The following is a 23,285-nucleotide window of genomic DNA, read 5'->3' on the forward strand; positions in this document are numbered from 1 at the left end:
GCAAAAGAACCCTTCGCAATGACGAATTGGGATCGATTCGTGGCATTCATGAGGATGCAGTTTATGGGTTTTGATTCAGTATCGATTGTGTTTAGTTCAACTTTTGGTAAAAATAGAGTTCATAGTCCGGAAGCAAGTCCGGATGCAGGATTTTGATCATGTCTTGGAGCAAAAGATCCGGGCGGACGTAGCCGAGTTCGAAATATTCCAACCCGCCCGTTGCGCCTTTTTTTGCCGTATAGGTATAGACTTGGCCATTTTTCCAAGCCTGAAATGCTTGGTAGCGAGGCTCGGAATTCCCCATGGTTTTCAGGTCGGGAAAGTCCGCCGAGCCAATCCAAAAGTCGGCTTCCAGGGCCTTGTCCAGCACAAATTCATAGTTGAGCTGTAGGCTTCCCGTGCCAGCCTGGTCGGCAAAGAGATAGGCTCCACCGGCATTTTGGAGGATCCGTGCACCCCAGCTTTCTGCGCCAGGCGCGTACCAGATATCTTGGTACATCACCCCGCTGAGGACTTTTGGTTTTGCGGTTTCCGGGATGGAGGCTGCCAACTTTTCGGCAGCCAGATAGGCTGTTTTGATTTCTTCGAAAGCTGCCACCGACTCCTCGTATTTCCCCAGCAAAATGCCCGTGAACTTGATCCATTCGGCTCTTCCCAGCGGGTTTTGCTCCACATATTCCCCGTTGATCAGGGCGGGGATGCCGGCCTGTGCAAAGAGGTCGAGGTAGCGCAGGTCTTCCCCCAAAGTCGAGATCATCATCCAATCCGGCTTGAGGTCGATGACCATCTCGGGATTGGCGGAGGGGCCGCTGCCCAAGTCGGTGACCTTGCCGGAGTCTATGAGCGCTCGGGCTGTGGGGGAGGAGATGAGATTGGTGTTGGGAAAGCCCCTGAGCAGCGGGGTAGCTTCCAGCAGGTCCAGATGCGGAATCTGCGTGGTGGAGGTCATCACAACCTTGGCGATCGGAAGCTGCACCACGGCATCAAAACCGGATTTTTCGGCTTGGGAGTTTTCCTCCAAGACCAAGTATCGGAAGGTTTTTTCAGCACCCGTGTAGCCTTGGGTCACGTGGATTTCCCAAAAATCTTCGCCCCGATAAATTTCAAAACCCTCGGCATATTCCAGGGTAACTGGATTTTTTTCGGGGGATTGTTCCGCTTTTTTTTCGCAGGAGGAAAAAAGCAGCAATAGCCAGATCAGGATAGTGCAAGTCTTTGAAAATGAGCTGTAAAAATGGGTGTTGGGTTGGAAAGTCATGGCTAAGGCCGAAGGGAATTTTCCGCCAAGGTAGATAGGAAGCCTTCTGTTTTCCAAAATTTGCAGGCGGCTGTCCCTTTTGCATACGGCCAAATTCGCTTTACTTTGCGGCCGATTTAGGTTCCCGATCTAAGCCCAAATGGGATTGGCGCTCGGGATGAAAAGGGAATCCGGTGCGAAACCGGAGCTGTCCCCGCAACTGTAAGTCTGTGCCTCGGAGCGATCCGGGGAAAACTTTTGCACTACTATGCCATTTCCAGTCCCGATAGCTATCGGGACGGGAGAGAAGGCCGGCAAAAGTCAGACAAGCCAGGAGACCTGCCTTGATCGTCTGATTCTGTGCTTTCGGAGGAAAAGCAAAAAGGATTTGTCGATTTCCCTTCCCCTGGCTGGGGCAAGGTTGGTTTTCAATTCTTTCCATTTCCCTTCAGGCCCGAATCGAGTTAAACCAAATTCGATCGGACATGACTTTGCTGTTTTGGGCAATTGCGTTTTTTGGAGAAGCTCCGGTGCAAGACACCGTGAAGCTGGAGCCTGTGGAGGTGTATGCGCCTGCCCTTGACCTCTATGCGCAGGGGCAAAAGGTGATCGCCTTTGAGGCGGAGACGTTGCAGGCCTATGCAGCTCGCTCCCTCGGCGATCTCCTGCAGGAGAAAAGCCCTGTCTTCATCCGCCAATACGGGGCAGGGATGCTGGCTTCGCCTTCTTTCCGTGGGACTTCGGCAGGACACACGGCGGTCTTTTGGAATGGGCTGCCGATCAACAGCCCCTCGCTCGGACAAAGCGACCTGAGCATCCTGCCTGTGGAGGCTGTGGATGGAGTCCAGTTGCAGTTTGGCAGCGCTGGGGCACTTTTTGGGAATGAAGCCATCGGGGGCAGCCTGCACCTTTCTTCGGAAAGTGACTTTGGAAAAGGCTTCCAAGCGGCACTTTCCCAGACCGTCGGGAGCTTTGGATTGTTCAATACCTCGTTTTCCGGAGGTTTTTCTTCCAATAAATCAACCCTCCAAGGGTCTCAATCCCCACAATCGACCCTCCAAGGGTTCGAAACCCTTGGAGGGTTAAGCGGACGTTTTCGCAAAAGCTTCAGCGCCAAAACCCGTCTTTACCGACAGTTTGCCAACAACGATTTTCCCTACCAAGATCTCTCGCAGGCCGGAACTCCCGAAGTGCGGGAAGACCATGCGCAGGTCGAGCAGCTCGGACTGGTGCAGGATTTGGCTTGGAATCTCAGTACCAAAGACCAGCTCAAGGCGGCGGTTTGGTGGCAAAAGTCAGATCGAGAGATCCAGCCGCCCATGGGTTCCAACACCCAAGACTTGCAATCCGACGAAAGCATCCGAGCGGTGATCGACTATTTCCGGTTTGGCAAGCAAGCCACATTGAATCTGAAGTCTGGCTTCGTCCAGGATCGGCAACACTTCAACGGCAGCCTGAACCAAACCCGGCAGTTTCTCCTCGCCGCAGACTATGATGCCGAAGTCGGCGAAGACTGGCGATTCAAAGCCGGCGCGCGCGCGACTGTAGCTCGGGGCGACCTGAGTACCTACACGGCCACCGACCAGCGCTACGAGTTTTACCAATCCGCCCGATGGGAAGGTTTGGAGGATCTATCCCTTTCCCTCAATCTCCGGCAGTATGCCTATTCGGATGGTTTTGAGCCTTTTTTGCCGAGTCTGGGGGCGGATTGGGGCTTTTGGGAAAATGGAAAAAACAGCCTCTTGCTGAAGGCTTCCATCGGAAAAGGCTTCAAGTTGCCGACGCTCAACGACCGTTTTTGGCAGCCGGGCGGCAATCCCGACTTGCAACCAGAGGAAAGCCTCAATGGGGAAATAGGCCTGAATTGGAGAAAAACGGGCGATTTTTCCTTGGATCAAAGCCTGACCTACTACCGCATGCAGGTGGATCAGTGGATCATCTGGCTGCCGATGGGCTCGGTCTGGGCGCCGCAAAATATCCGCGAGGTCAAAAACCAGGGGATAGAATACCAGGGAAATGCCGAATGGAAAACCGGCAGATGGGATTGGAAGATGGGCTTGGCCTATACCTATTCCCGGGCTTTGGACCTCACGACCGAGCCTTCCCATCCGCGACAGCTTCCCTACACGCCCGAGCATCAGGCCAACGGAAATCTGGAAGCCGAGTTCGGAGGCTTTTCCCTGAACCTTTCCTCCTTTTTCGTAGGCCAGCGCGCCATAGGCACTGGCAATGCCCGCGTGATGGATGCCTACCAAATCTGGAATGCAGGCCTTTCTTTTTCCCAACTCAAGTGGGGCAAGGCGAGCTTCCCGCTCCGCTTTCAGGTGCTCAACCTATTGGACAGGGACTACCAAGTCCTCTACCTCCGGGCCATGCCCGGCAGATCGTATCAACTTAATTTAACTATACACTTATGACGAATCTTTTCAAAAATCGACTTTGGGTCCTTGTGTTCCTGGTATTTGCCTTTGCCTGTAGCGACAGCGGCGAGGAGAAGCCGCTCGGAAAATACGACACCGGCGTGCTCATCATGAACGAGGGGAATTTTGGTGCCAATGACGGGGAAGTCTACCACTACGATCCGGCGACCGAGACCCTGACCGCGGATATTTTTGAGTTGGAAAACAGCCGACCTTTTGCCGGGTTGCTGGAGGATATGGTGCTGGAGCAGGATAGATTGTATCTGGTAGCGAACACCGGAAAAGTCGAAATCGTGAATCCGGGCGACTTCAAGTCCATCGGTGCGGTGTCTGCCGATCTGGACCAGCCGAGATCCCTGGCTACGGCCAGCGGCAAGCTCTTTATCTCCGACTACGGCCCGTATAATGCGAGCTATGCGACTCCGGATTCCTATATCGCGGTGGTTTCTGGATTGGATGGTGGAGCGGTGAGCAAAAAAATCGAGGTGTCCAACAAGCCAGAGGACCTCTTTGCCAGCGGAAAGTATGTATTTGTAGCTGGGTCGGAAGAAAGCCAAATCGAAATCATAGACTCCGAAAAGGAGGAAGTGGTCAAAACCATTGAAGTAAGTGGACGTCCAGTGCAGTTCTTTGAGCAGAAGGGAGATCTGTGGGTCTATTCTTACGATTCGGAACATATTTACTTCCAGTCTTTTCACCTAGACAACCTGACTAAGAAAGAGTTTCGAGAGCTGCCTGTTGCCAAGGCCACTGGTAGAATTGCGCTGGGTGAAGACCTGAAAATCTACATCATCACCAGTTCAGGGTGGCCTGAATACCAAGATGGAGTTGCGGTGGTTTCCCTTTATGATTCAACCTTGATTCCAGCGTGGAAGAGCGGTTCCGGATTTTACGGGATAGGCTATGATCAAGCAAGACAGGAAATCTACCTGACGAACGCGAATGGTTTTCAAGGAAATGGAACAGTTACTGTGTTTGAAAAAGGCGGAACTGAAGTAGGGGATATGGAAGTGGGACGAGGGCCTTCGGGCTTTTTGTTCAGGTAGGAAAATCACATGGCGAACAACAGAGAAGCCCGACCGTGAGGTCGGGCTTCTCTTGTTTATTGACTCTAGGCGTTGGTATTTGTTCAGAGCGTTACTCTGCTTACTGCGCCCTGCGACTGCCTACTGATTTCATTCCTCCATCTTTTTCTTCATCCTATCCTCAAAGCGTCCCAGTAGCCCCACGTAGCGGTCCAGGATATGGCTGATGAACTGTTGGCGGTTTTCCAGGTCGTAGACGGGACTGTATTGGATGCGGTCGATGACCATGTCCAGCCATCCCTTGCCGTCGTCAATGAGCTCGGCGTGGAACGCCTCTACCGTCGCGTCTCTGGATCCGGAAAAGGGCCCCTTGCCCATCGTGGCGAGGTAGCTATTGATCACCCGGAGAGCCATCTCGTGGGAGGCCTCAAAGCTGGCGATGAGTTCCAGGCTTTGCTTTTCGGTCAGGCTGTTTTTGTTGCGGCTCGCGTACGCATTTAAGTCTTCAATTGCGTCGGAAAACTGAGCCAGCAAGTGCTCACGGGAAGGGGAGGTTGTTTTCATTTTGGGAAAAATCTTGTTTAATCAAAATAGGAAAAATCGTTTGCTAAAACGAGGAAAGCCGCTGGAATTTGCCATTCCGGCGGCTTTTTATTTTTGATTTTGGCCCAGGGAAAGAGGAACTAAGCCGTGCTTCGGAGCTCTGGGCTTTTTATCTCACATTGAAGCTCTGCATAAATGGCTGCCCGTTTGGCCCCACACCTTCCAGACGGAGTCTGCCGCTGTACTTTTCCAGGTACTTGCCGACCTCGTTGGGGTCTTTGGCAGGCATCTGGTTGATATGCGTGATGACGTAGCCGTCGCGGAAGCCGAGATCCCTCAGGTATCCACGGGTCAGGGAGGTGATCTTCACGCCATAGGGGATCTTGAGTCTGTCCCGCTCGATGGTGTTGACCGCTTCGAGTTTGGCACCCAGCAGGCCGGAGCTGTAAAACTCCCGCTTGATCACGCCGGTACTTCCCTCGAGGTTTTGCAGGGTGAGCTCTGCGCTCTGGGGACTGCCGTTTCGCAGGAACTCCACTTTGACCTGGTCGCCGGGATAGTAATAGGAGATGGCTTCCTCGAAGCTACCCTTGCCGGTGATTTTCCAGTCGGCGACGCGGGTGATCACGTCATTTTTGAGCAGGCCCGCATCTTCGGCAGCGCCCTCCCGCACCACGTGGGTGATGATCACCCCGTCGAGGCTTTTTACCTTCATTTCCTCAGCGAGCTCGGGAGTCAGCTCCACGATGTCCATGCCGGGGATGGCTTTTTGCACTTCTCCGTACTTGATCAGGTCATTGGCGACCTTCACGGCGATGTCTACCGGTACCGCAAAGCCATAGCCCGTGTAAGTTCCGGTGCGCGAAAGGATGGCGGTGTTGATGCCCACCAGCTCCCCGTTGACGTTGACCAGGGCTCCTCCGGAGTTGCCGGGGTTGATGGGCGCGTCGGTTTGGATGAAGCTTTCGAGGGGGAACTCACCGCCCAGGATGTTGATCTGCCGCTCTTTGGCAGATACGATGCCCGCCGTCACGGTGGAAGTGAGGTTAAACGGGTTGCCTACGGCCAGTACCCATTCCCCGATCTTGAGGTCTCGGCTGCTTCCCCGCTTGATTTCCGGCAGGTTGCTGGCCTCGATCTTGAGCACGGCGATGTCGGTGTTTTTGTCCGTGCCGACGAGCTTGGCGGGGTAGGTGCGTTTTTGGTGGACGACCTCGATGGTCTCGGCCCTGTCGATCACGTGGTTATTGGTGATGATATAGCCGTCTTTGGACAGGATGACACCGGAGCCGGTGCTGACCTGCTGGGTGGGGCCGGTGCCAAAGAAGAAGTCAAACATGCTGTATCTGCTGGGGTCGGTGCCGCTGAAGTTTTTGATAAAGACGACCGACTCGGTGCTGTTTTGGGAGGCTTCCACGAAGGAAATGGGAGGATCCGTCCTCAGCGCAGGGGAGTAGGTCTCCGAGGCGAATTGACTGGACATCCCGACAGGGGCCTCTTGGCCTGGGTTTTCGAAGGGGAGTTTTTCCGAATCTATACTGGTCCAAAGTGCCGCCCCGCCCAGTCCGGCGGCAAAGGGGATTGCAAATGATTTGATCAGATTTTTCATAGCAGTGTTAATCGGATGTGCTTGCTACAAGTTGTCTAGCTTGGGTTTCCTTTACAAATTTTAAGAAGTGTTTTGCCTGCTGAAGAGGCAATAATTTTTCCAAATCCGGAAATCCTGCCAAAAATGCCTGTCTTTTGACACTTTTTAAGATCGGGCAAAAGAGCCGGGTTGGGCTTTAGTCTGCTGTTTGTCACCTGGCTTTTTCCTGGAGAAAAGGGTTGCATTTGGATTTCAGGGATGCTTTTGCAGGCAAAGCTTGGGCTTGGGGCGGAGAGTTGCGGCGCGAAAAGTTAAAGTCGATTTATCCTAAATCTCGGCATAGTACAAGGAAAAGTCTTTCCAATTGGTAATTTTGTCAGCCTGAGCGGGAAACCTTCCCCACGAGCGGCAGGTTTTTTTTGGCTTTAATCCCATTGAATGACAGAAGCAAAGCGTGTAGCCATCCTCGGCAGTACCGGGAGCATAGGCACACAGACATTGGATGTAATCCGGCAGCATACTGACAAGTTTACGGTAGAGGTGCTCACCGCGCAAAACAACTGCGAGCTGTTGATCGCGCAGGCGCTGGAGTTCCAGCCCAATGCCGTCGTCATCGGCAACGAGGCCAAGTACCAGGAGGTAAAAGAGGCGCTCCTTCCGCATGACATCAAGGTCTATGCCGGACAGAAAGCCATCGCCCAAGTCGTGGAGATGGAGACCATCGACGTGGTGCTGACGGCTTTGGTCGGGTACTCGGGACTGATCCCCACCGTGAATGCCATCAAGGCCGGTAAACAGATCGCCTTGGCCAACAAAGAAACCTTGGTCGTGGCGGGAGAGCTGATCACCGCCCTGGCCCGGGAAAAGGGAGTAAACATCTATCCGGTCGATTCGGAGCACTCTGCGATTTTTCAGTGCCTGGTCGGCGAGTTTCACAATCCCATCGAAAAGATCATCCTTACCGCTTCAGGTGGGCCTTTCCGGGGCAAAGACCGGTCTTATCTCGAGACCGTGACCCGTGAGCAGGCGCTCAAGCATCCCAACTGGGACATGGGCGCAAAGATCACCATCGACTCCGCCTCCCTGATGAACAAGGGTCTGGAAGTGATCGAGGCCAAGTGGCTTTTTGGGCTGAAAACCGAGCAGATCGAGGTCGTCGTCCATCCCCAGAGCATCGTGCATTCTCTGGTGCAGTTTGAAGACGGATCGATCAAGGCACAACTCGGGCTCCCCGATATGCGTATCCCCATTCAGTTTGCGCTGAGCTACCCCCATCGCTTCCGAAGCGACTTCGAACGCTTTGACTTCACCAAATATCCCCAGTTGACCTTTGAGCAGCCGGATCTGGAGACTTTCCGAAACCTGCAGCTGGCCTACGATGCGCTGGCGAAGGGAGGAAACGCCCCCTGCATCCTCAATGCCGCCAACGAGGTCGCCGTGGCTGCGTTTCTCAAAAACGAGGTGGGATTCCTGGAAATGTCCGATTTGATCGAATCGACGATGGAAAAGGCGGGCTTCATTGCCCATCCGAGCTTGGAAGACTACGTGGAGTCGGACCGCGAGACCAGAACTATTACCGAAACATTAATTAAGTCGAAAGTATAATGGAAACATTGATTATGGTGGGCCAATTGCTCCTGGGGTTGTCGATCCTGGTGGGGCTGCATGAGTTGGGCCACTTGCTTACCGCCAAGATGTTTGGCATGAGAGTAGAAAAATTCTCCATCGGATTTCCTCCGAAAATCGCCGGATTCCAATGGGGAGAAACCGAATATTCCATCGGGGCCATCCCTTTGGGGGGATTTGTGAAGATCTCCGGTATGGTGGACGAATCCATGGACACCGAACAGATGGCGGCTGAGCCCCAGCCTTGGGAGTTTCGCTCCAAGCCGGCCTGGCAGCGCCTGATTGTGATGCTGGGCGGGATCATTGTCAACGTGATCACGGGTATCCTTATTTTCTGGGCTTTGGTGTACCACAACGGGGAAACCTACTATTCCCGTGACCAGATCATCGAAAACGGCATCGTGGCCTACGAGTATGGGGAGTCCATCGGCCTGGAGACCGGCGACAAGATCCTCGACATCAACGGGGAGCCTTACCAGAGCATCTCTGACCTGACCAGCGGTGCGGCTTTGCTGAGCGAAAACGGCTACTATACCGTGGACAGAAACGGGGAAATCCTGAAGATCGACATCCCGCGCGGATTCATCAATACCTTTAATTCGGAGGAAGCTTTCACCAAGTTTGTGGGCCTTCGCTTTCCCTTTGAAGTGGGCGAGGTGGATGCCGGAAGCGGTGCCGAAGCTGCCGGAATTGCGGTGGGGGACAAGATCCTCGCCGTCAACGGCCAGAAGATTGAGTACTTTGACCAGATGCAGGCTTCGCTGAAAGACTGGCTGAATAAACCCGCCCAGATCGTCAGGCAGCAGGGGGCCAAAGTCGATACCCTGAACATCCCGGTAACCGACGATGCGCGCATAGGCATAGCCGTAAATCCCCTGATCGAGCCGGTGCGCCGAGAGTATGGCGTGGGTGAGGCTTTGGTGAAAGGCACTTCCCGGGCATTCGGCGTAGTGATCGTCAATGCAAAGGCTATGGGCAAGATGTTTACCGGCGAGGTTTCCGCCAAAAACGTAAGTGGCCCCATCGGCATGGCCAAAATCTACGGTGCCGAGTGGAGCTGGACCAAGTTCTTGAGCATCACTGGCTTGATTTCGATGATTTTGGCCTTTATGAACCTGCTGCCGATTCCTGCCCTGGACGGCGGACATGTGATGTTCCTGCTTTACGAGATGATTTCAGGAAGGGCTCCGTCGGACAAGTTTCTGGAAAATGCCCAGAAAGTCGGGATGGTCATCCTGCTTGCGCTGATGGTCTTTGCGATCGGCAACGATATACTCAAGCTGTTTAATTAAAAAAGACGGAAGACCGAAGAAATATTTGCGAATCGCTTCGCACCAGAAGACCGGGCCAGCGATGGCCCGGTCTTTTTTGTCTCGGTTTTTCCCAAAAACCTGCGTTTCCCCAATGTAGAATAGCCTTTGGCAAGTGGGAAAACGAACGCTTTAAAATCAATAGTGAAGACTATCAAGGTCTTGGTGCCTTGCGGCTGCCTGAGGCTTTGATCAAACTGATTTTTGATGCTTTTTGCGCAGATTTTAGTTTAAATAGAAATTTAGCACCATGCGATTGGCAAAATATCTCCTGATTTCGGCGGCTTTCTTTTTTCAGCTCAAAGTAGCACAAGCCCAGCAAAGCATCCGAGGCTACTATGTAGATGCGGAGGGAACGCGTAGAGACGCCGAATTCCAGTTTACCTTTGATCAAGAGGACTACGGAGAGTTTGTGGTGTTGGGAGAGGAGCCGAAGCGGGTGCTGACCCCGGGTAAGGTCAAGGAAGTGGGTTTTGAAAACGGTCGACTTTTTCAGTCCGAGACACTTCCAGACTCGCCAGAGCCAGTTTTCGTTTTGGTGATGCGAGATGGCTCTTTGGATCTTTTGAAATGGCAAAAGAACTATTTCATTCGGCAGGAGGATCAGGTCGTGGCATTGAAGGAACTGACCTCTACCAAAGATGTCAATGGCCAAGCTACCAAGGTCGTCACCAAACAATACCAAGGCGTGCTGATGTCGCTCTTGAAGCCCTCTCCGGATCAGGAAGACCTGAGCAAAGCCATCCGGAGCTCAGGTCTCAACGATCGCGATCTCTCGCGCATAGTAGATTTGTATCACGAGGCAAACGGCCTGGCCATCGACCGCACCGCTAGCGAGGCGCAGGGTCGCCCCTTTTCCGCCAAAATCAAGGTCCAAGCAGGTGTCGGGATACAGTCGCTTGTGAAGAACTTCGAAAACCAAGGCTTCAGCTACCAGTTGGAAAGCGGGATGTCCACCTATGTGGAGGCAGGCGTGCGATTTAGGGACTTCAGAAACGCGCCACGCTTGTTTGTGGACTTGGGACTTGCCTACTATGGGGAATCCGATCGGGTTTTGGCGGAAGCATCCCGGATTTCCTATGAATTTGACGGAACTCAGACGTTTACGTCTTCTTCAGTGGTAATCCCCCTGGAGATACACTACATTTTTTCCAAGGGTAATACCTCGGAATGGTACGCAGGGACAGGGCTGAGTTTCTGGATCAGTTCCTACGAAAACGAGTCGGCCGAATTTACCCTCGACAATGGAGAACCGACTCCGGCGACTCACCAGGATGATTTCGTCAGCAGAAAGCCGGCATCGGTCAGTCCAAACCTGAAGTTGGGTTGGGCAAAGAGCCTGTCTTCGAAAAGCCAGCTGTTCGTCGAGGCAAAGGGAGACTTGCTGCTCAAAAACTATGAGATGAGGCCGCTGACCTACTATGCGATCTACAATCTTGGCGTGCTGAGCCTTTCGGCCGGGGTGGCGTTTTAGGCGGTCAGGCCATCTTGAAAAAGTTGACTAAGCTTATAGCCTGTCACAGGGTTCGCTTGCTTTGGCCAGCGTCAGGGTGTTGGTCTGTTCTTGCCAAAAATCAAAAAAGTAAAATCCTGGAAAATTAATTGTCAGAATTTCAGGTAACTAGCTGAGCTTCTTTTTAAGGCATAGTTAATTCGGCGTTTCCTTGCTAACTAGATTTGCAATTCTAGTTTTATGCATAAAAAGTTTATCCTTCTGGCTCTCGTGTGCTGGATGTTTATCGGGGCTCCCCGTGTTTTTTCCCAGACTGATAGGCAGGCTGGTTTAGACTGGACGAATACCAATGCGACTGGCAGGGCCTCCGATTTCGTCATTTTGGATTCCGGGGAGAAGATCTTTGGAAGGATTGTCAGAAAATACAACCAGGCTTTCTATGACCAGATCGTGCTGGAGACGGGCGGAGCTCGCAGCACCTACCTCCCTCGGGATTTGAAGGTGTTTGGGCTGGACAATGGACAGCTATTTTTCTCCAGGCCTGTGCCGGATTCCAGCGAGCCGGTGTTTATCCAGATTCTCGTTTCTGGACCTATAGAACTGAGCGGCTACAGAGGCAGTCACTTTCTCGACGACGGGACGTCATACCGCCAACTGGATGCTTACTATACGGATGTGAAGTTGGACGGACGTCCTAGGAATAAATTCGTCAAGCCCTATCTTTTTGTGCTCAAGTCGGCCCTAAAGGGAGAATGTGGAGTGGCGCTGTACTCCAAAATAGACCGGCTCCCAGATCATGAGGAGGCTTTTATCGATCTTTTGGAAAGCTATTATGCGTGTCAGGGCGGAGACTATCGGGTACACGTGGAGAAGGTTCCCTTTTTGAAGATGTCTCCCACTGCGGGGCTTGGCTTGTCTTATTTTTCGATCCAGGCCAACGAAAAAACGGACGGGAGAAATGATCAGCTGCTCAATAATATTGGATACCAGGGTTTTATTGGGCTGAGGCTGCATGATTTCAGAAATCTCCCGCGTCTGAGTGCCGATTTTCGGTTTGGCTTCTCCATGTTTAGCACCACCGTGCTTTCCAGCTATGCCGGCCCGCAATTCCTATGGACTGCTTCGGAACAACTCGAGGAAACGGCAATTTACCTGCCTGCAAGCGTCAACTATAGCCTGCTTAAAAACCAACGTTCGGAAATCTACCTGGGCATCAGTGGCGGACTGTGGATCAAGGAGGTGACTTTTTCTGAGGGCATGATAGACCAGCGGCTATTGGGATCAGGGGAGACTCTTGTCCAAGAGGCCGAAATAGCCGAGGTGTTCGATTCCAAATTTATCCCAGGAGTCAAGTTGGGGTACAATTTGAGCCTCAATGCCAGACTCCGGCTGCTGATGGAACTGGAAGCCAAGCGGCAAAAGGAATACTATCGGTTCAGCCTTTTCTCCGACGAGTCGGAGTATTCCCGGGGAAGTATTTCATTTCAGGTGGGTCTAGAATTCTAAAGTGATGATCAAAAGAATAGTAGTAGCGGTTGTTTCGGCGTGGTTGCTGGTGTCTTGTGCAGAGGATGAGGTAGTCCCAAGGACCAATCCCCGGTTCAGCGTGGCTTTTGTCCAGACTGTGGATCCGAGCGGGGTGGAGTTTGCTGCCAGCGTGTTTGACTATGGTTCCGATGAGATTTTGGAGCATGGATTTGTGTTTGCCAAAGATGGCCCCTTGAGTGTTGATCGCTCGGAGATCGTCCGAGCGGCTGGGGTTCCCGCCGCGGAGTTTAGGCTAAAGGCAAACTACGGCATGAAGGCCGGAGACCAGATGATTGTGTCGGCCTTTATCAAGACTGATTCTGGGGTGGTGTATTCCCTTCCATACTCCTTTGTCAGCCAAGGTTCGGACGGGTTTGTAATTGAACGCTACGAGATACCCAGCCAAGTTTATTTTGGGGATACGATCCGGGTGTATGCCAAATCTCTCCCGCGGTCACTTGGGCAGTATTCGGTGGAAGTGCAGGGGAAACCCGCAGTGGTTGCAGAGCTGGGAGAAGGTTATTTCGGGTTTGTGATCCCCGAGGGCCTTTCCTTTGAGGAGAATGGAGCTCTTTTGGAAGTGTTTGGGACGGATCTGAAAATAGCCGGAAAAGTACTGCATTTGGATCTTCCTCTGAAATTCAGGGACGCGGAGTTTACGGTGGGGGCGGCTCAAGAACTGAACTATTCCCAAGACTTGGTCATCACCGGGAAATATCTGGGCAAGGACCTCCCAGTCGTGAGCTATGTGTCGCAAAACGGGGACAAAACTGCTTTGCAAGTTTCGTCTGCAACGGAAGAACGCGTAACTGTAAAATTGACGGCCTATTTTGGGGAAATGAAGCCCAAATTGGATGTGAAGGTCAGGGGTAAACACTACCAGTTGGAAGGGAGGCTACAGCTCAGGGAAACCAAAATCTTCCCGGGTCAAGCTACAACTTTCCATGGCAGCTCCGGGGTGTTTGTACTTAAGGGAGAAAACTTCAATCCCCACTCCGTAGACTACAACAGGCTGGAGTTTTCTCCGGACTTTCTGAGGTATTGGGTGCATTCGGTGAGTTCCTCCGAGATCGAGATTTCTTATGAGTATCGGGGAGAGCAGGCTGGCGCAAGGTCGACGGACCTGTTTGTGGTAAATGGAGGGGTGCGTTCGGCAAACTCGCTCAACCTCCGATGGACCGCTCCGGCCATTCCGATAATGCTCTTTGAGACGGCGGACGCCTATCTTGAGGGCCGGGCCGTTTCCTTGGAAAACAAGGGCTATCTGATAAGCAACAGGGGGATCTTCGAAATCGACCCCTTTGCCAAAAGCCATTCGAAACTTGCGGATTTCCCGTTGGGAAATGAAGGAGTGTCGCACCGATTCGCCATTGCAGCGGAAGGCAAGGTCTATTTCAGCTTGTCTGTCGGATATGATTATTCTGCCGAGAAGTTGTTTTATGTTTTTGATCCCGCTACTAGGAGGGTAACCCAGCTCCCGAGCATTCCGAGCCGGGATAATTCTTTCCATTCGATCGTCTACCACCAGGGCTATTTGTACTACCACGGAGACAGAATTGAGCCGGAGACCGGATATGACGGGGATATCCAGCGGCATCGATTTGACCTGGCGCGTAATACTTGGGAGCAGCTGCCGAGCCTGTCCGAGCACGACGGCTATCGAAACTACCACAACACGTTTGAGTGGAAGGGCGAAATCTATTCGGTGTCGCCGATTGCTCTCGACGATGCCACACGATACGGAACGGGCGTCTTCAAATTTGACACGAGCGCCTACACCTGGGAGCGTGTCTATTTTTTGGAGGGGCAAACTCTCTCTTCCGATGCAAACCAGGCCATCGTCATAGGCGACAAGATGTACCTCAAAGGACCGTATGACTTTTGGGAAATGGAGTTGGGCACTTGGAAGGTGAGCAATCCTGACTACCTCGGTGAGCGATATGCCTTTGTGTATCCTACCATGGGCTTCTCGGTGGGAGGCAAATTTTACTTTGTGGATTGGTACAGGGTATTGGAGTTTGATGCCGAATACTTTTATTGAGAAGGGGATTTCGACCAGGATGCCTGCCATTCTGACTCCATTCCTTTTTGGCACCTGTCTTGAAACATTAGGAAGAACCTTCTTAAATTGAAGGTTCTTCTTTTAGTTTAGCTATATACTGACAGCGCGGCTGTCATTCTGTCCATATGAACCAATTCGAAAATTCCTTATTCCAAAACTTCATGACCGGGGATTATTCCGGCGAAGGGGATCTCATCCAGCTTATCACCGACGAGGAGGAGGAGGATTCCGGCAAAGAGTCTTTTGGAGAGGAGATTCCCATTCTTTCCGTCCGCAACACCGTCCTGTTCCCCGGAGTGGTCATCCCGATCACCGTGGGCAGGCAGCGCTCGATCCGCTTGGTCAAGAAGGCCCACAAGGGCGACAAGCTGATTGGCGTGTGCGCGCAGATCAACCCAAACAATGACGATCCCGCTTGGGACGACATCTATTCCGTGGGTACGCTGGCCAAGATTATCAAGATGATCGTCCTGCCGGACGGCAATACCACGATCATCATTCAGGGGAAAAAACGCTTCAAAGTGCGGGAGCAGGTCACAGACGACCCTTACTTCATGGCCAAGGTGGACTATTTGGAGGAAAACTTTCCAAAGAACTCCAAGAAGATCAAGGCCCTGGAGGAATCACTGAAGGAGGCGGCGACCAAGATTTTGCATCTCAATCCGGAGATTCCCCGCGAGGCGCAAGTCGCGCTGGACAATATCGACAATACGCCTTTTCTCACGCATTTCCTCTCTTCAAATATCAACGCCCCCGTGGAATCCAAGCAGCGCCTGTTGGAGATCAACGACGGCGTGGAGCGCGCTACCCTCCTGCTGGAGTACATGATGAAGGATATCCAGATGCTGGAGCTGAAATCCGAAATCCACAAAAAAGTCCATACCGACATCGACCAGCAGCAGCGGGACTACTTCCTGCGCCAGCAGATGAAGGTCCTGCAGACCGAGCTGGGAGAGGAAGGGCCGGAAAAAGAGGTGGAAGACCTGCGTCTTCGTGGAGAGGAAAAAAACTGGCCTGCCGAAGTCAAAAAGCATTTCGAGAAGGAGCTGGACAAGATCCTCCGGATCAACCCCTCCGCCGCTGAATATCCCATTGCGCTCAACTATGCCGAGACGCTGGTGGAGCTGCCGTGGAACGAGTTTACCCAGGACAACTTTGACCTGAAACATGCCCGGGCGATTTTGGACGAAGACCATTTTGGCTTGGACAAGGTTAAGGAGCGCATCATCGAATACCTCGCGGTGTTGAAGCTGAAAAATGACCTCAAAGGTCCCATCCTTTGCCTATATGGCCCTCCTGGCGTGGGTAAGACCTCTTTGGGCAAGTCTATTGCGGCGGCTTTGGGTAGGAAATACATCCGCATGTCCCTTGGCGGACTGCACGACGAGGCCGAGATACGCGGCCACCGCAAGACCTATGTCGGTGCCATGCCCGGCAAGATCATCCAAAACATGAAAAAGGTGAAGATCTCCAATCCGGTCTATGTACTGGACGAGATCGACAAGCTTTCCTCGGATTTCAGGGGAGATCCTTCCTCGGCTTTCTTGGAAGTGCTCGATCCGGAGCAAAACAGCACCTTCCTGGACAACTACCTGGAGGTGGAGTATGACCTGAGCAAGGTGCTTTTCATCGCTACGGCAAACTCCCTGGATACCATCCAACCGGCCCTTCGCGACCGTATGGAGATCATCGAGGTGACGGGCTATACCCAAGAGGAAAAGCTGGAAATCGCCAAGCGTCACCTGGTACCCAAGCAGCGCAAAGAACATGGGCTGAAGGCCAAGGACATATCCTTTGACAAAGCCGCGCTGGTCAAGATCATCGAGGACTACACCCGAGAGTCTGGCGTCAGGGGCCTAGAGCGTGCCATCGGCAAAGTCACCCGAAACATCGCCAAGTCCATCGCGATGGAGGAGGAGTATACGCACAAGGTCAACACCGAGGCGGTCAGGAGGATTTTGGGTGCAGAGATCTTCGACAAGGAGACCTACCAGGACAACAGCGTGGCTGGCGTCGTGACGGGCCTGGCATGGACCAGTGTGGGAGGCGAGATACTCTTCATCGAGTCCAGCCTGAGCAAAGGGCGCGGGAAGCTGACGCTCTCCGGCCAGCTGGGAGATGTGATGAAAGAGTCGGCCGTGACCGCACTTTCCTACCTCAGATCCAAAGCGGAGACTCTGGGGATAGACCATCGGGTATTTGACCAGTACGACTTGCATATCCATGTGCCTGCTGGAGCGGTGCCAAAAGACGGCCCATCGGCAGGGATCACCATGCTGACTGCGATGGCTTCGGTCTACACCCAGCGGAAAGTCAAAGCGAAGGTGGCCATGACTGGCGAAATAAGCCTGATCGGCAAAGTCATGCCGGTAGGCGGGATCAAGGAAAAAATCCTGGCGGCAAAGAGAGCCGGAATCAAGGAGATCATCCTTTGCAAAAAGAACCTGCGCGACATCGAAGAGATCGACCCACAATACGTCAAGGGAATCGAATTCCACTTTGTGGATAGGGTAAAAGAAGTGCTGGATATCGCGCTGACCAAAAGCCTGGTGGACCAGCCTTTGAAATTTACTTTCTCGCAAGAGCCAAAAAACTCCCAAGACTAGGCTAAGGACGGCTTTTCCTCTTCTGGGAAAGCCGTCCTTTTCTTTTGAAACTAAACCACATTCACTACACCACAACATTGCCATGAACCAAATCGAATCGCTGACTCCTCGACAGATCGTCGCGGAGCTGGACAAATACATCATAGGACAGAAAGAAGCCAAACGCAACGTCGCGATCGCCCTGCGAAACCGCATCCGTCGCATGATGGTGAAGTCCGAAATCCAAAAGGACATCGTCCCCAACAATATCCTCCTGATCGGAAGTACGGGCGTGGGTAAGACCGAGATAGCCAGACGCTTGGCCAAGGTCGCCAACGCGCCCTTTACCAAAGTGGAAGCCTCCAAGTTTACCGAGGTGGGCTACGTCGGGCGTGACGTGGAGAGCATGGTCCGCGACCTGGTGGAGCAGTCGGTGCACCTCGTGCGTGAGATCAAAAACGAGGCGGTCAAAGTAAAAGCTGCCGAGGCGGTCGAGGAAGTGATCCTGGATATCCTGATCCCTCCGGTGAAAAGTGCGGGCTTTACCCGCTCGGTTCCAGCCAATACGGATTTGGAAAGCGAGCCAGACTCCGATGCCGAGCTCAATGAAAGGACGCGGGAGCGCTTTCGGGAGAAGCTCCGAAATGGAGAGATGGATGATCGCAAGATCGAGATCAACGTGAAAGCCAACAACTCGGTCGGTATCGGCATGATCGGCAACGGCATGATCGATGATGCGAGCATGGCTGGACTGCAGGATATGATCTCCGGCATGATGCCCAAAAAGACCAAAAAGCGCAAGCTGAGCATCGCGGAAGCACGTAAGGTCTTGCTGGAAGAGGAGGTGTCGAAGCTGGTGGATTTTGACGAGGTGAAGGAAGAGGCGATCAAGCTCGCCGAAAACAATGGCATCATCTTCATCGACGAGATAGACAAAATCGCCACCAAGTCCAGCAAGGGCGGAGGCGGTCCGGATGTGAGCCGGGAGGGCGTGCAGCGGGATCTGTTGCCTATAGTCGAGGGATCGGCGGTGAATACCAAATACGGGGTAGTGAACACCGACCACGTGCTCTTCATCGCAGCGGGTGCTTTTCACGTGAGCAAGCCTTCGGACTTGATCCCCGAGCTACAGGGTAGATTCCCTATCCGCGTGGAGCTGCAGAGCCTCACCCAGGAGGATTTCTCCCGCATTTTGCGCGAGCCAAAAAACGCCCTGACCAAACAGTACCAGGCCCTTTTCGACGCCGAGCAGGTTTCGCTGGAGTTTAACGACGAAGCCATTGAGGAAATATCCCGCATCGCCTTCCTGATCAACCAAGAGGTGGAAAACATCGGCGCCCGCAGGCTGCACACGGTCATGAGCCACCTGCTCAATGACTTTCTCTTCGAAGTGCCGGACGTGATCGAGGCCAATTCCAAGATCATGGTGACCAAGGAAATGGTCGCCGACCGTCTCAATACCTTGGTGAAAAACAGGGATCTATCCCAGTATATACTTTAAAAAGGTTTGTCCGCAATCTTGCCAATTGAAAACTGATCATTGTACATTGGTGATTCAAGCAATTTTCAATGATCAATCATCAAGCTCAAGGATCAAGTTTAATGGTCTTCCATCACTTGCCAGTAAGCGAATTTGCTTCTTTAATCGGGCTGAAAGTCCCCGCCACGGCAGGCGAAGACCGAATACCGAAATAGGGCACCGTTGAACTTTCTTTGATAGACCAAAAGTTGGGAGAAATCCCGACAAATGTGTTTGATCTCGTCACTACCATTTTTAATTCGATCCTAAAGCAAGAGAGCACTTGAAAACGCTATTGATTATTACCGGGCATTCCAAGGGACTTGGGAGGGCTATCCTTGATAAGTTTCTCGCGGAGGAACATGTTGAAGTCGTCGCCGTTTCCCGTACGCTGCTCGGCTTGGAGCGGACAAACCTCCGGGAAGTCCAGCTGGACATGGCCGATTTGGACAGCTTGGAGTCTAGGCTTCCTGATATTTTTCCAAAAGGAGACTACAGCAAACTGATCTTGATCAACAATGCCGGATGGATAGGGGAGATCAAGCCTGTGGGAAAGCTCCAGCCAGCCGACATCGCGAAGGTAATGAATCTCAACCTGCTGGCTCCGATGATCCTGTCGGATGGGTTTGTCAAGGCCTACTCAGGTCTCAACGCCGAAAAAATTGTTTGCAACATCAGCTCGGGAGCGGGGCACAAACCCATGCCGGGATGGAGTGAGTATTGCAGCAGCAAGGCCGGACTGGCTATGTTTTCGAGAGTGATGGCTCAGGATCTGGAGGAAAAAGGGCTTCGCGTGTTTTCGCTGGCACCCGGAGTTGTAGACACGGGCATGCAGTCCGAAATAAGGGATGCCGATCAAGTGGATTTTCCGGCTCTGGAAAAGTTCAGAAATTTCAAGCGGGAAGGAAACTTGGCCACTCCCGAGGAGGTGGCCGAAAAGGTTTTTTACCTCCTGCACCATCCTCGGCTTTTCCCAGAGGTGATTCAGGATGTGAGGAATTTCGAAGTGCCTTAAGAGTTCTTTTTCGGATAGTCCACAAACCAAACCTCGACGTTTTCCGGCTGCAAATCCCTCCAATTGCCGGACTTTAGAATAAAACCAAACTGGCCCGAGGTAGGCAGATTGTCAATCTCGCCGCCCAGATAGTCGATCAGGTCATTGAATCCGGGATTGTGTCCAAAGACCAGCATCGTTTTGATTTCGTCACTTTGTGAGCGGATCGCGCTGAGCAGGGTGTGTGGCGTGGCGTGGTAGAGCTTGCCGTCGGTCTTGATCTTTTCCTTCGGATAGCCCAGTTCCTTGGCGAGGATTTTGGCGGTTTCCATCGCGCGAACCGCCGAGGAGCTGAGCATCAGGTCTATAGTCAGTCCTTTTTGCTTGAGGCGCTTGGCCATTTTTGGGGCGTCTTTTAGGCCCCTTTCGGCCAATGGACGGTCGTGATCACTCAGCGTAGGGTTATCCCAAGCGGATTTCGCATGTCTTACCAAAATTATTTTCTTCATATCGCCTGAAAAAAAACGATTATTTTGTTTTTTTCGATCAAATATTTACTTTTAAAGCACTTTCAATTACAATTTATCACAATTAATTATGTTTACCGGAACAGTAAAATTTTACAATGAAGCCAAAGGTTTCGGATTTATCGTTGATGACGAAACTCAGGGTGACGTGTTCGTGCACGCTACCGGATTAGTGGACAAAGTCGCCCAAAACGACAAAGTCACTTACGACATCAAAGATGGTAAAAAAGGACCCAACGCCATCAACGTCAAAAAGGCCTAAGAAATTCAAGCGAATGTTTTAGTGTGAATTATCCCCCGATTCTGTTTTTGGGGGATTTTTTTTGTCCCTGAGCCTAGCCGCCTCATCCGGTAGTCCCTTGATGTACAGGTCTCGCTTGGGGAAGGGTATTTCTATGTCGTTTTCCTTGAAAACCTGGAAGATCGCGTTCATGACTTCGTTGCGCATTTCCAGCATCATATCCATGGATTCGATCCAGAAGAGCACCCTGAAATCCACGGAGCTTTCGTTGAAGTTTTGCATGAGTACCCTCGGCGATGGGACTTTGAGGATCCTGTCCCTTGTGAGGACCTCCTCGATCAGGGACTTGACTTTTTGCATGTCGGAGTCATAGGCTACGCCTATGATCAGTTCGATGCGCCTTCTTTTGTCCGAGAGGGTCCAGTTGATGAGGCTTTGCGACAGCAGGTCTCCGTTGGGGATGACTACTTCCGCCCCGTCGTAGGAGAGGATCTTGCTGGCCCGGATGCCGACTTCCTTGACCTGTCCGCTGTTTTCGCCCACCTCGATGTCATCGCCGATCTGGATAGGACGCTCAAATGCCAGGATGACGCCGGAGACCAGATTGTTGATGATGGTCTGGAGGCCAAAGCCGATGCCGACCGAGAGTGCGCCAAGGACGATGGTGACCTTGTCCAGCGGGATCTCGGCAGCCGTCGCGGCGATTACGAATCCCACGATCAGGACGCCCAAGCGGATCAGCAGGATGGAGCTTCCCAGGCGTTTGGTACGGTTGCCAGAGTATTTTTGGTCTTTGAGGGAGGCAAAATAGGCGATATTGTTTGCCAAAATGTAGGAGGCGTAGATCAGGATGCCAAAGAGCAAAATGCTGCTGAAAGTGAAACTGGTGGCGCCGAGCTTGCGCTCTTGGGACAAAAACTGGGAGACGGAATCATAGACATAGTCGCTCAACGCCAGGTTGTGCAGGAAGATGGTCACCCAGAAGAGCAGCGCCAAAAACATGAAAAAGCCCCTGATCCTGCTCTGTATTCCCTTGAAGTCTATGTAGGTGGTGAAGGCGTCCGCGTCTTTTTTGTTTTCCACGATCACATAGATGATCTCCATGATCACCTTGATGAAAAAATAAAGCGTAATCGCGTGGATGAAACCCACCACGCCGGCCACGCTGAGGATCTTTGCCAAGCTGAATCTCCCAAAGATGTTTGCGATGATGCCCAAGGTCAGAAAGACCATAGTCAGCGAGCGGAGTCGTCTCAGGAAGGACACTTCGCCCTTGTCTTCCGACTTGAACTTGCCAGGGATCTGCCACAGGAGGATCAGCGTGATGACATTGCCGATCTGGAAGTAGATGCGCTCTTGGTAGGCGATTTCCCAATACAGGTTGCTGATGGAAAAGAAGACGAAGATCGCGACCAGTACCAGCCATTTCACAAACACGCTCAGTGAAAAGCTTTTGTGGATCAAGACCGATGAGAAAAACACCAGGATGTACATGAAAAAGGTCAGCAGGGCCACCGATCCGGTGTCAAACATGAAAAAGACCAGTGGGAGCAAAGCGACCATGACTGCCGAGAAGGGAGCTTCGGAGAGGAACTTCACCCGGGAGAGAATGACTTTTCCGTACTCCTTGTCTTCCCTGATCCGTCTCAGGGTATGGCGAACCAGCAGGTAGCTGGCGGCTAGGATGAGGATAGCCAGAAAGGAGGTGAAGAGATCCGTACGCAGCTGGCGCAGTAGGAAAAGGTAATTGAGCTGGAGGGAGTCCAGGGTGATGTGGAAGATGCTTTTGGGTGAGGGGATTTCGTAGGATTCCCAGATGAAGTTGATTTCTTTCTTGAGCAGGTTTTTTTCCAGGACAGTTCGGTTGTTTTCCACATAGCGGCGCAGCTCCATGATGCCGATGGTGATGGAGCTGAGTTTGGACTGGTACCTGGCCGCCTGCAGCTCTTGTCGGTAGATCGTGCTGTCGAGCAGGTGGATGTTGGCCTTGAGGTGGTCGATTTCTTCGGAGTAGGTGGGCAGGAGAAGGGTGTCGCGGATCTTGTAGGTGAAAAAGTCGTCTTTTTTGATCACTCCCAGCAAGCTGTCGAGGTATTGCAGACGATCCAGCCTCACCTGCACGATCTTGTCGAGCTGCTGATTGTTTTCCTCAGTGCTTTTCAGAATCCGCATCAGCGCGGTGACGTAGCGGAAGTTGAATTTCGAATTTGGGTTTTTGGTCCTGTCGCGGATAGACTCGATGGTCTGCTCCATCGTGGGGATCTCCTCTGCCAATCGTGTGGTGTCCAGTTGCTCTTGGAGCTCCAGCATGATCTCGTTGGCCTGGAGGCTGTAGGTTCTTCCCTTGTAGATGAGGTCCTCCAGCGTAGGGGCCTTGACGCTCGGGGCTTTCTCGGCTTGGATAAGTGTGGAGTCCACGAAGATGAGGCTGTCCTTGGGAGACAGCATGATGCTGTCGGTCTTGGTCACTGCGAGGCGCTCTTGCGCAAGCGAAGGCATGAGGAGCAGGAGAAAAAAGCAGGTCAGAATCGAAAAATGATTTTTCATCGGATAGGGATAGGCAACTAAAATTAGGGATTATATCGAGAATAGGCGCGGTGCAAAAGGACATGATTTCACCAGCGATAC

At 52.4% G+C, this 23,285-nt stretch carries 16 protein-coding genes and 1 riboswitch; of the genes, 11 read left to right on the forward strand and 5 right to left on the reverse strand.

All coding sequences use genetic code 11. From position 1 onward, the window contains the following. Positions 1-91: 91 nt before the first annotated feature. Positions 92-1,258, reverse strand: coding sequence for an ABC transporter substrate-binding protein (locus tag J0A68_RS15630; RefSeq protein WP_206579166.1), 1,167 nt, complete (start codon positions 1,256-1,258; stop codon positions 92-94). 101 nt (positions 1,259-1,359) lie between these two features. After that, a riboswitch (cobalamin riboswitch) is annotated at positions 1,360-1,598 on the forward strand. 124 nt (positions 1,599-1,722) lie between these two features. Between J0A68_RS15630 and J0A68_RS15635 the strand changes: the two genes are divergently transcribed. Together J0A68_RS15635 and J0A68_RS15640 are read left to right on the forward strand one after the other, a co-directional pair. Then, complete coding sequence (locus tag J0A68_RS15635; protein WP_206579167.1) at positions 1,723-3,654, forward strand: TonB-dependent receptor; 1,932 nt, start codon at positions 1,723-1,725, stop codon at positions 3,652-3,654. A gap of 32 nt (positions 3,655-3,686) precedes the next feature. Next, positions 3,687-4,703 carry a YncE family protein gene (locus tag J0A68_RS15640; protein WP_206579168.1) on the forward strand — a complete coding sequence of 339 codons (1,017 nt, stop codon included), beginning with the start codon at positions 3,687-3,689 and terminating at the stop codon, positions 4,701-4,703. A 129-nt stretch (positions 4,704-4,832) separates the two neighbouring features. Here J0A68_RS15640 and J0A68_RS15645 read toward each other — a convergent pair whose 3' ends face one another. Together J0A68_RS15645 and J0A68_RS15650 are read right to left on the reverse strand one after the other, a co-directional pair. Next, positions 4,833-5,246, reverse strand: a complete 414-nt coding sequence (locus tag J0A68_RS15645) for a nucleotidyltransferase substrate binding protein (protein WP_206579169.1) — start codon at positions 5,244-5,246, stop codon at positions 4,833-4,835. Between the two features lie 148 nt (positions 5,247-5,394). Continuing rightward, the gene (locus J0A68_RS15650; RefSeq protein ID WP_206579170.1) at positions 5,395-6,834 is read right to left on the reverse strand and encodes a S1C family serine protease; all 1,440 of its coding nucleotides are present in this window, start codon (positions 6,832-6,834) and stop codon (positions 5,395-5,397) included. A 417-nt stretch (positions 6,835-7,251) separates the two neighbouring features. On the opposite strand from J0A68_RS15650, the gene J0A68_RS15655 reads away from it, so the two are divergent. From J0A68_RS15655 to J0A68_RS15690, 8 genes are all read left to right on the forward strand, one after another. Then, the gene (locus J0A68_RS15655) at positions 7,252-8,418 is read left to right on the forward strand and encodes a 1-deoxy-D-xylulose-5-phosphate reductoisomerase (protein WP_206579171.1); all 1,167 of its coding nucleotides are present in this window, start codon (positions 7,252-7,254) and stop codon (positions 8,416-8,418) included. Then, entirely contained in the window at positions 8,418-9,731 is a 1,314-nt protein-coding gene (gene rseP, locus J0A68_RS15660) for an RIP metalloprotease RseP (protein WP_206579172.1), read from the forward strand. Before J0A68_RS15655 ends, rseP begins: the two co-directional genes overlap by 1 nt. A gap of 268 nt (positions 9,732-9,999) precedes the next feature. Beyond that, on the forward strand, positions 10,000-11,223 hold the full coding sequence (locus J0A68_RS15665; RefSeq protein ID WP_206579173.1) for a hypothetical protein: 1,224 nt from the start codon (positions 10,000-10,002) through the stop codon (positions 11,221-11,223). Positions 11,224-11,442: 219 nt separating this feature from the next. Further along, positions 11,443-12,708, forward strand: a complete 1,266-nt coding sequence (locus J0A68_RS15670) for a hypothetical protein (RefSeq protein WP_206579174.1) — start codon at positions 11,443-11,445, stop codon at positions 12,706-12,708. Positions 12,709-12,712: 4 nt separating this feature from the next. Then, positions 12,713-14,770 carry a Kelch repeat-containing protein gene (locus tag J0A68_RS15675; RefSeq protein ID WP_206579175.1) on the forward strand — a complete coding sequence of 686 codons (2,058 nt, stop codon included), beginning with the start codon at positions 12,713-12,715 and terminating at the stop codon, positions 14,768-14,770. 146 nt (positions 14,771-14,916) lie between these two features. Next, the gene (gene lon, locus J0A68_RS15680) at positions 14,917-17,397 is read left to right on the forward strand and encodes an endopeptidase La (RefSeq protein WP_206579176.1); all 2,481 of its coding nucleotides are present in this window, start codon (positions 14,917-14,919) and stop codon (positions 17,395-17,397) included. A gap of 82 nt (positions 17,398-17,479) precedes the next feature. Continuing rightward, positions 17,480-18,877, forward strand: a complete 1,398-nt coding sequence (hslU, locus tag J0A68_RS15685; protein WP_206579177.1) for an ATP-dependent protease ATPase subunit HslU — start codon at positions 17,480-17,482, stop codon at positions 18,875-18,877. 301 nt (positions 18,878-19,178) lie between these two features. Then, the gene (locus J0A68_RS15690; protein ID WP_206579178.1) at positions 19,179-19,910 is read left to right on the forward strand and encodes an SDR family NAD(P)-dependent oxidoreductase; all 732 of its coding nucleotides are present in this window, start codon (positions 19,179-19,181) and stop codon (positions 19,908-19,910) included. On the opposite strand, the gene J0A68_RS15695 is transcribed toward J0A68_RS15690, so the two are convergent. Next, entirely contained in the window at positions 19,907-20,398 is a 492-nt protein-coding gene (locus J0A68_RS15695; RefSeq protein WP_206579179.1) for a SixA phosphatase family protein, read from the reverse strand. The two genes, J0A68_RS15690 and J0A68_RS15695, sit on opposite strands and share 4 nt — an antisense overlap. Positions 20,399-20,486: 88 nt before the next feature. Here J0A68_RS15695 and J0A68_RS15700 point away from each other — a divergent pair, with 88 nt between their 5' ends. Further along, a complete protein-coding gene (locus J0A68_RS15700; protein ID WP_067545283.1) occupies positions 20,487-20,678 on the forward strand; it encodes a cold-shock protein in 192 nt (63 codons plus the stop codon). A gap of 18 nt (positions 20,679-20,696) precedes the next feature. Here the strand turns inward: J0A68_RS15700 and J0A68_RS15705 are convergent, their stop codons facing one another. Beyond that, complete coding sequence (locus J0A68_RS15705) at positions 20,697-23,204, reverse strand: mechanosensitive ion channel family protein (RefSeq protein ID WP_206579180.1); 2,508 nt, start codon at positions 23,202-23,204, stop codon at positions 20,697-20,699. Positions 23,205-23,285 lie beyond the last annotated feature (81 nt).

Source organism: Algoriphagus oliviformis, assembly GCF_017254915.1.
Lineage (GTDB): Bacteria > Bacteroidota > Bacteroidia > Cytophagales > Cyclobacteriaceae > Algoriphagus > Algoriphagus oliviformis.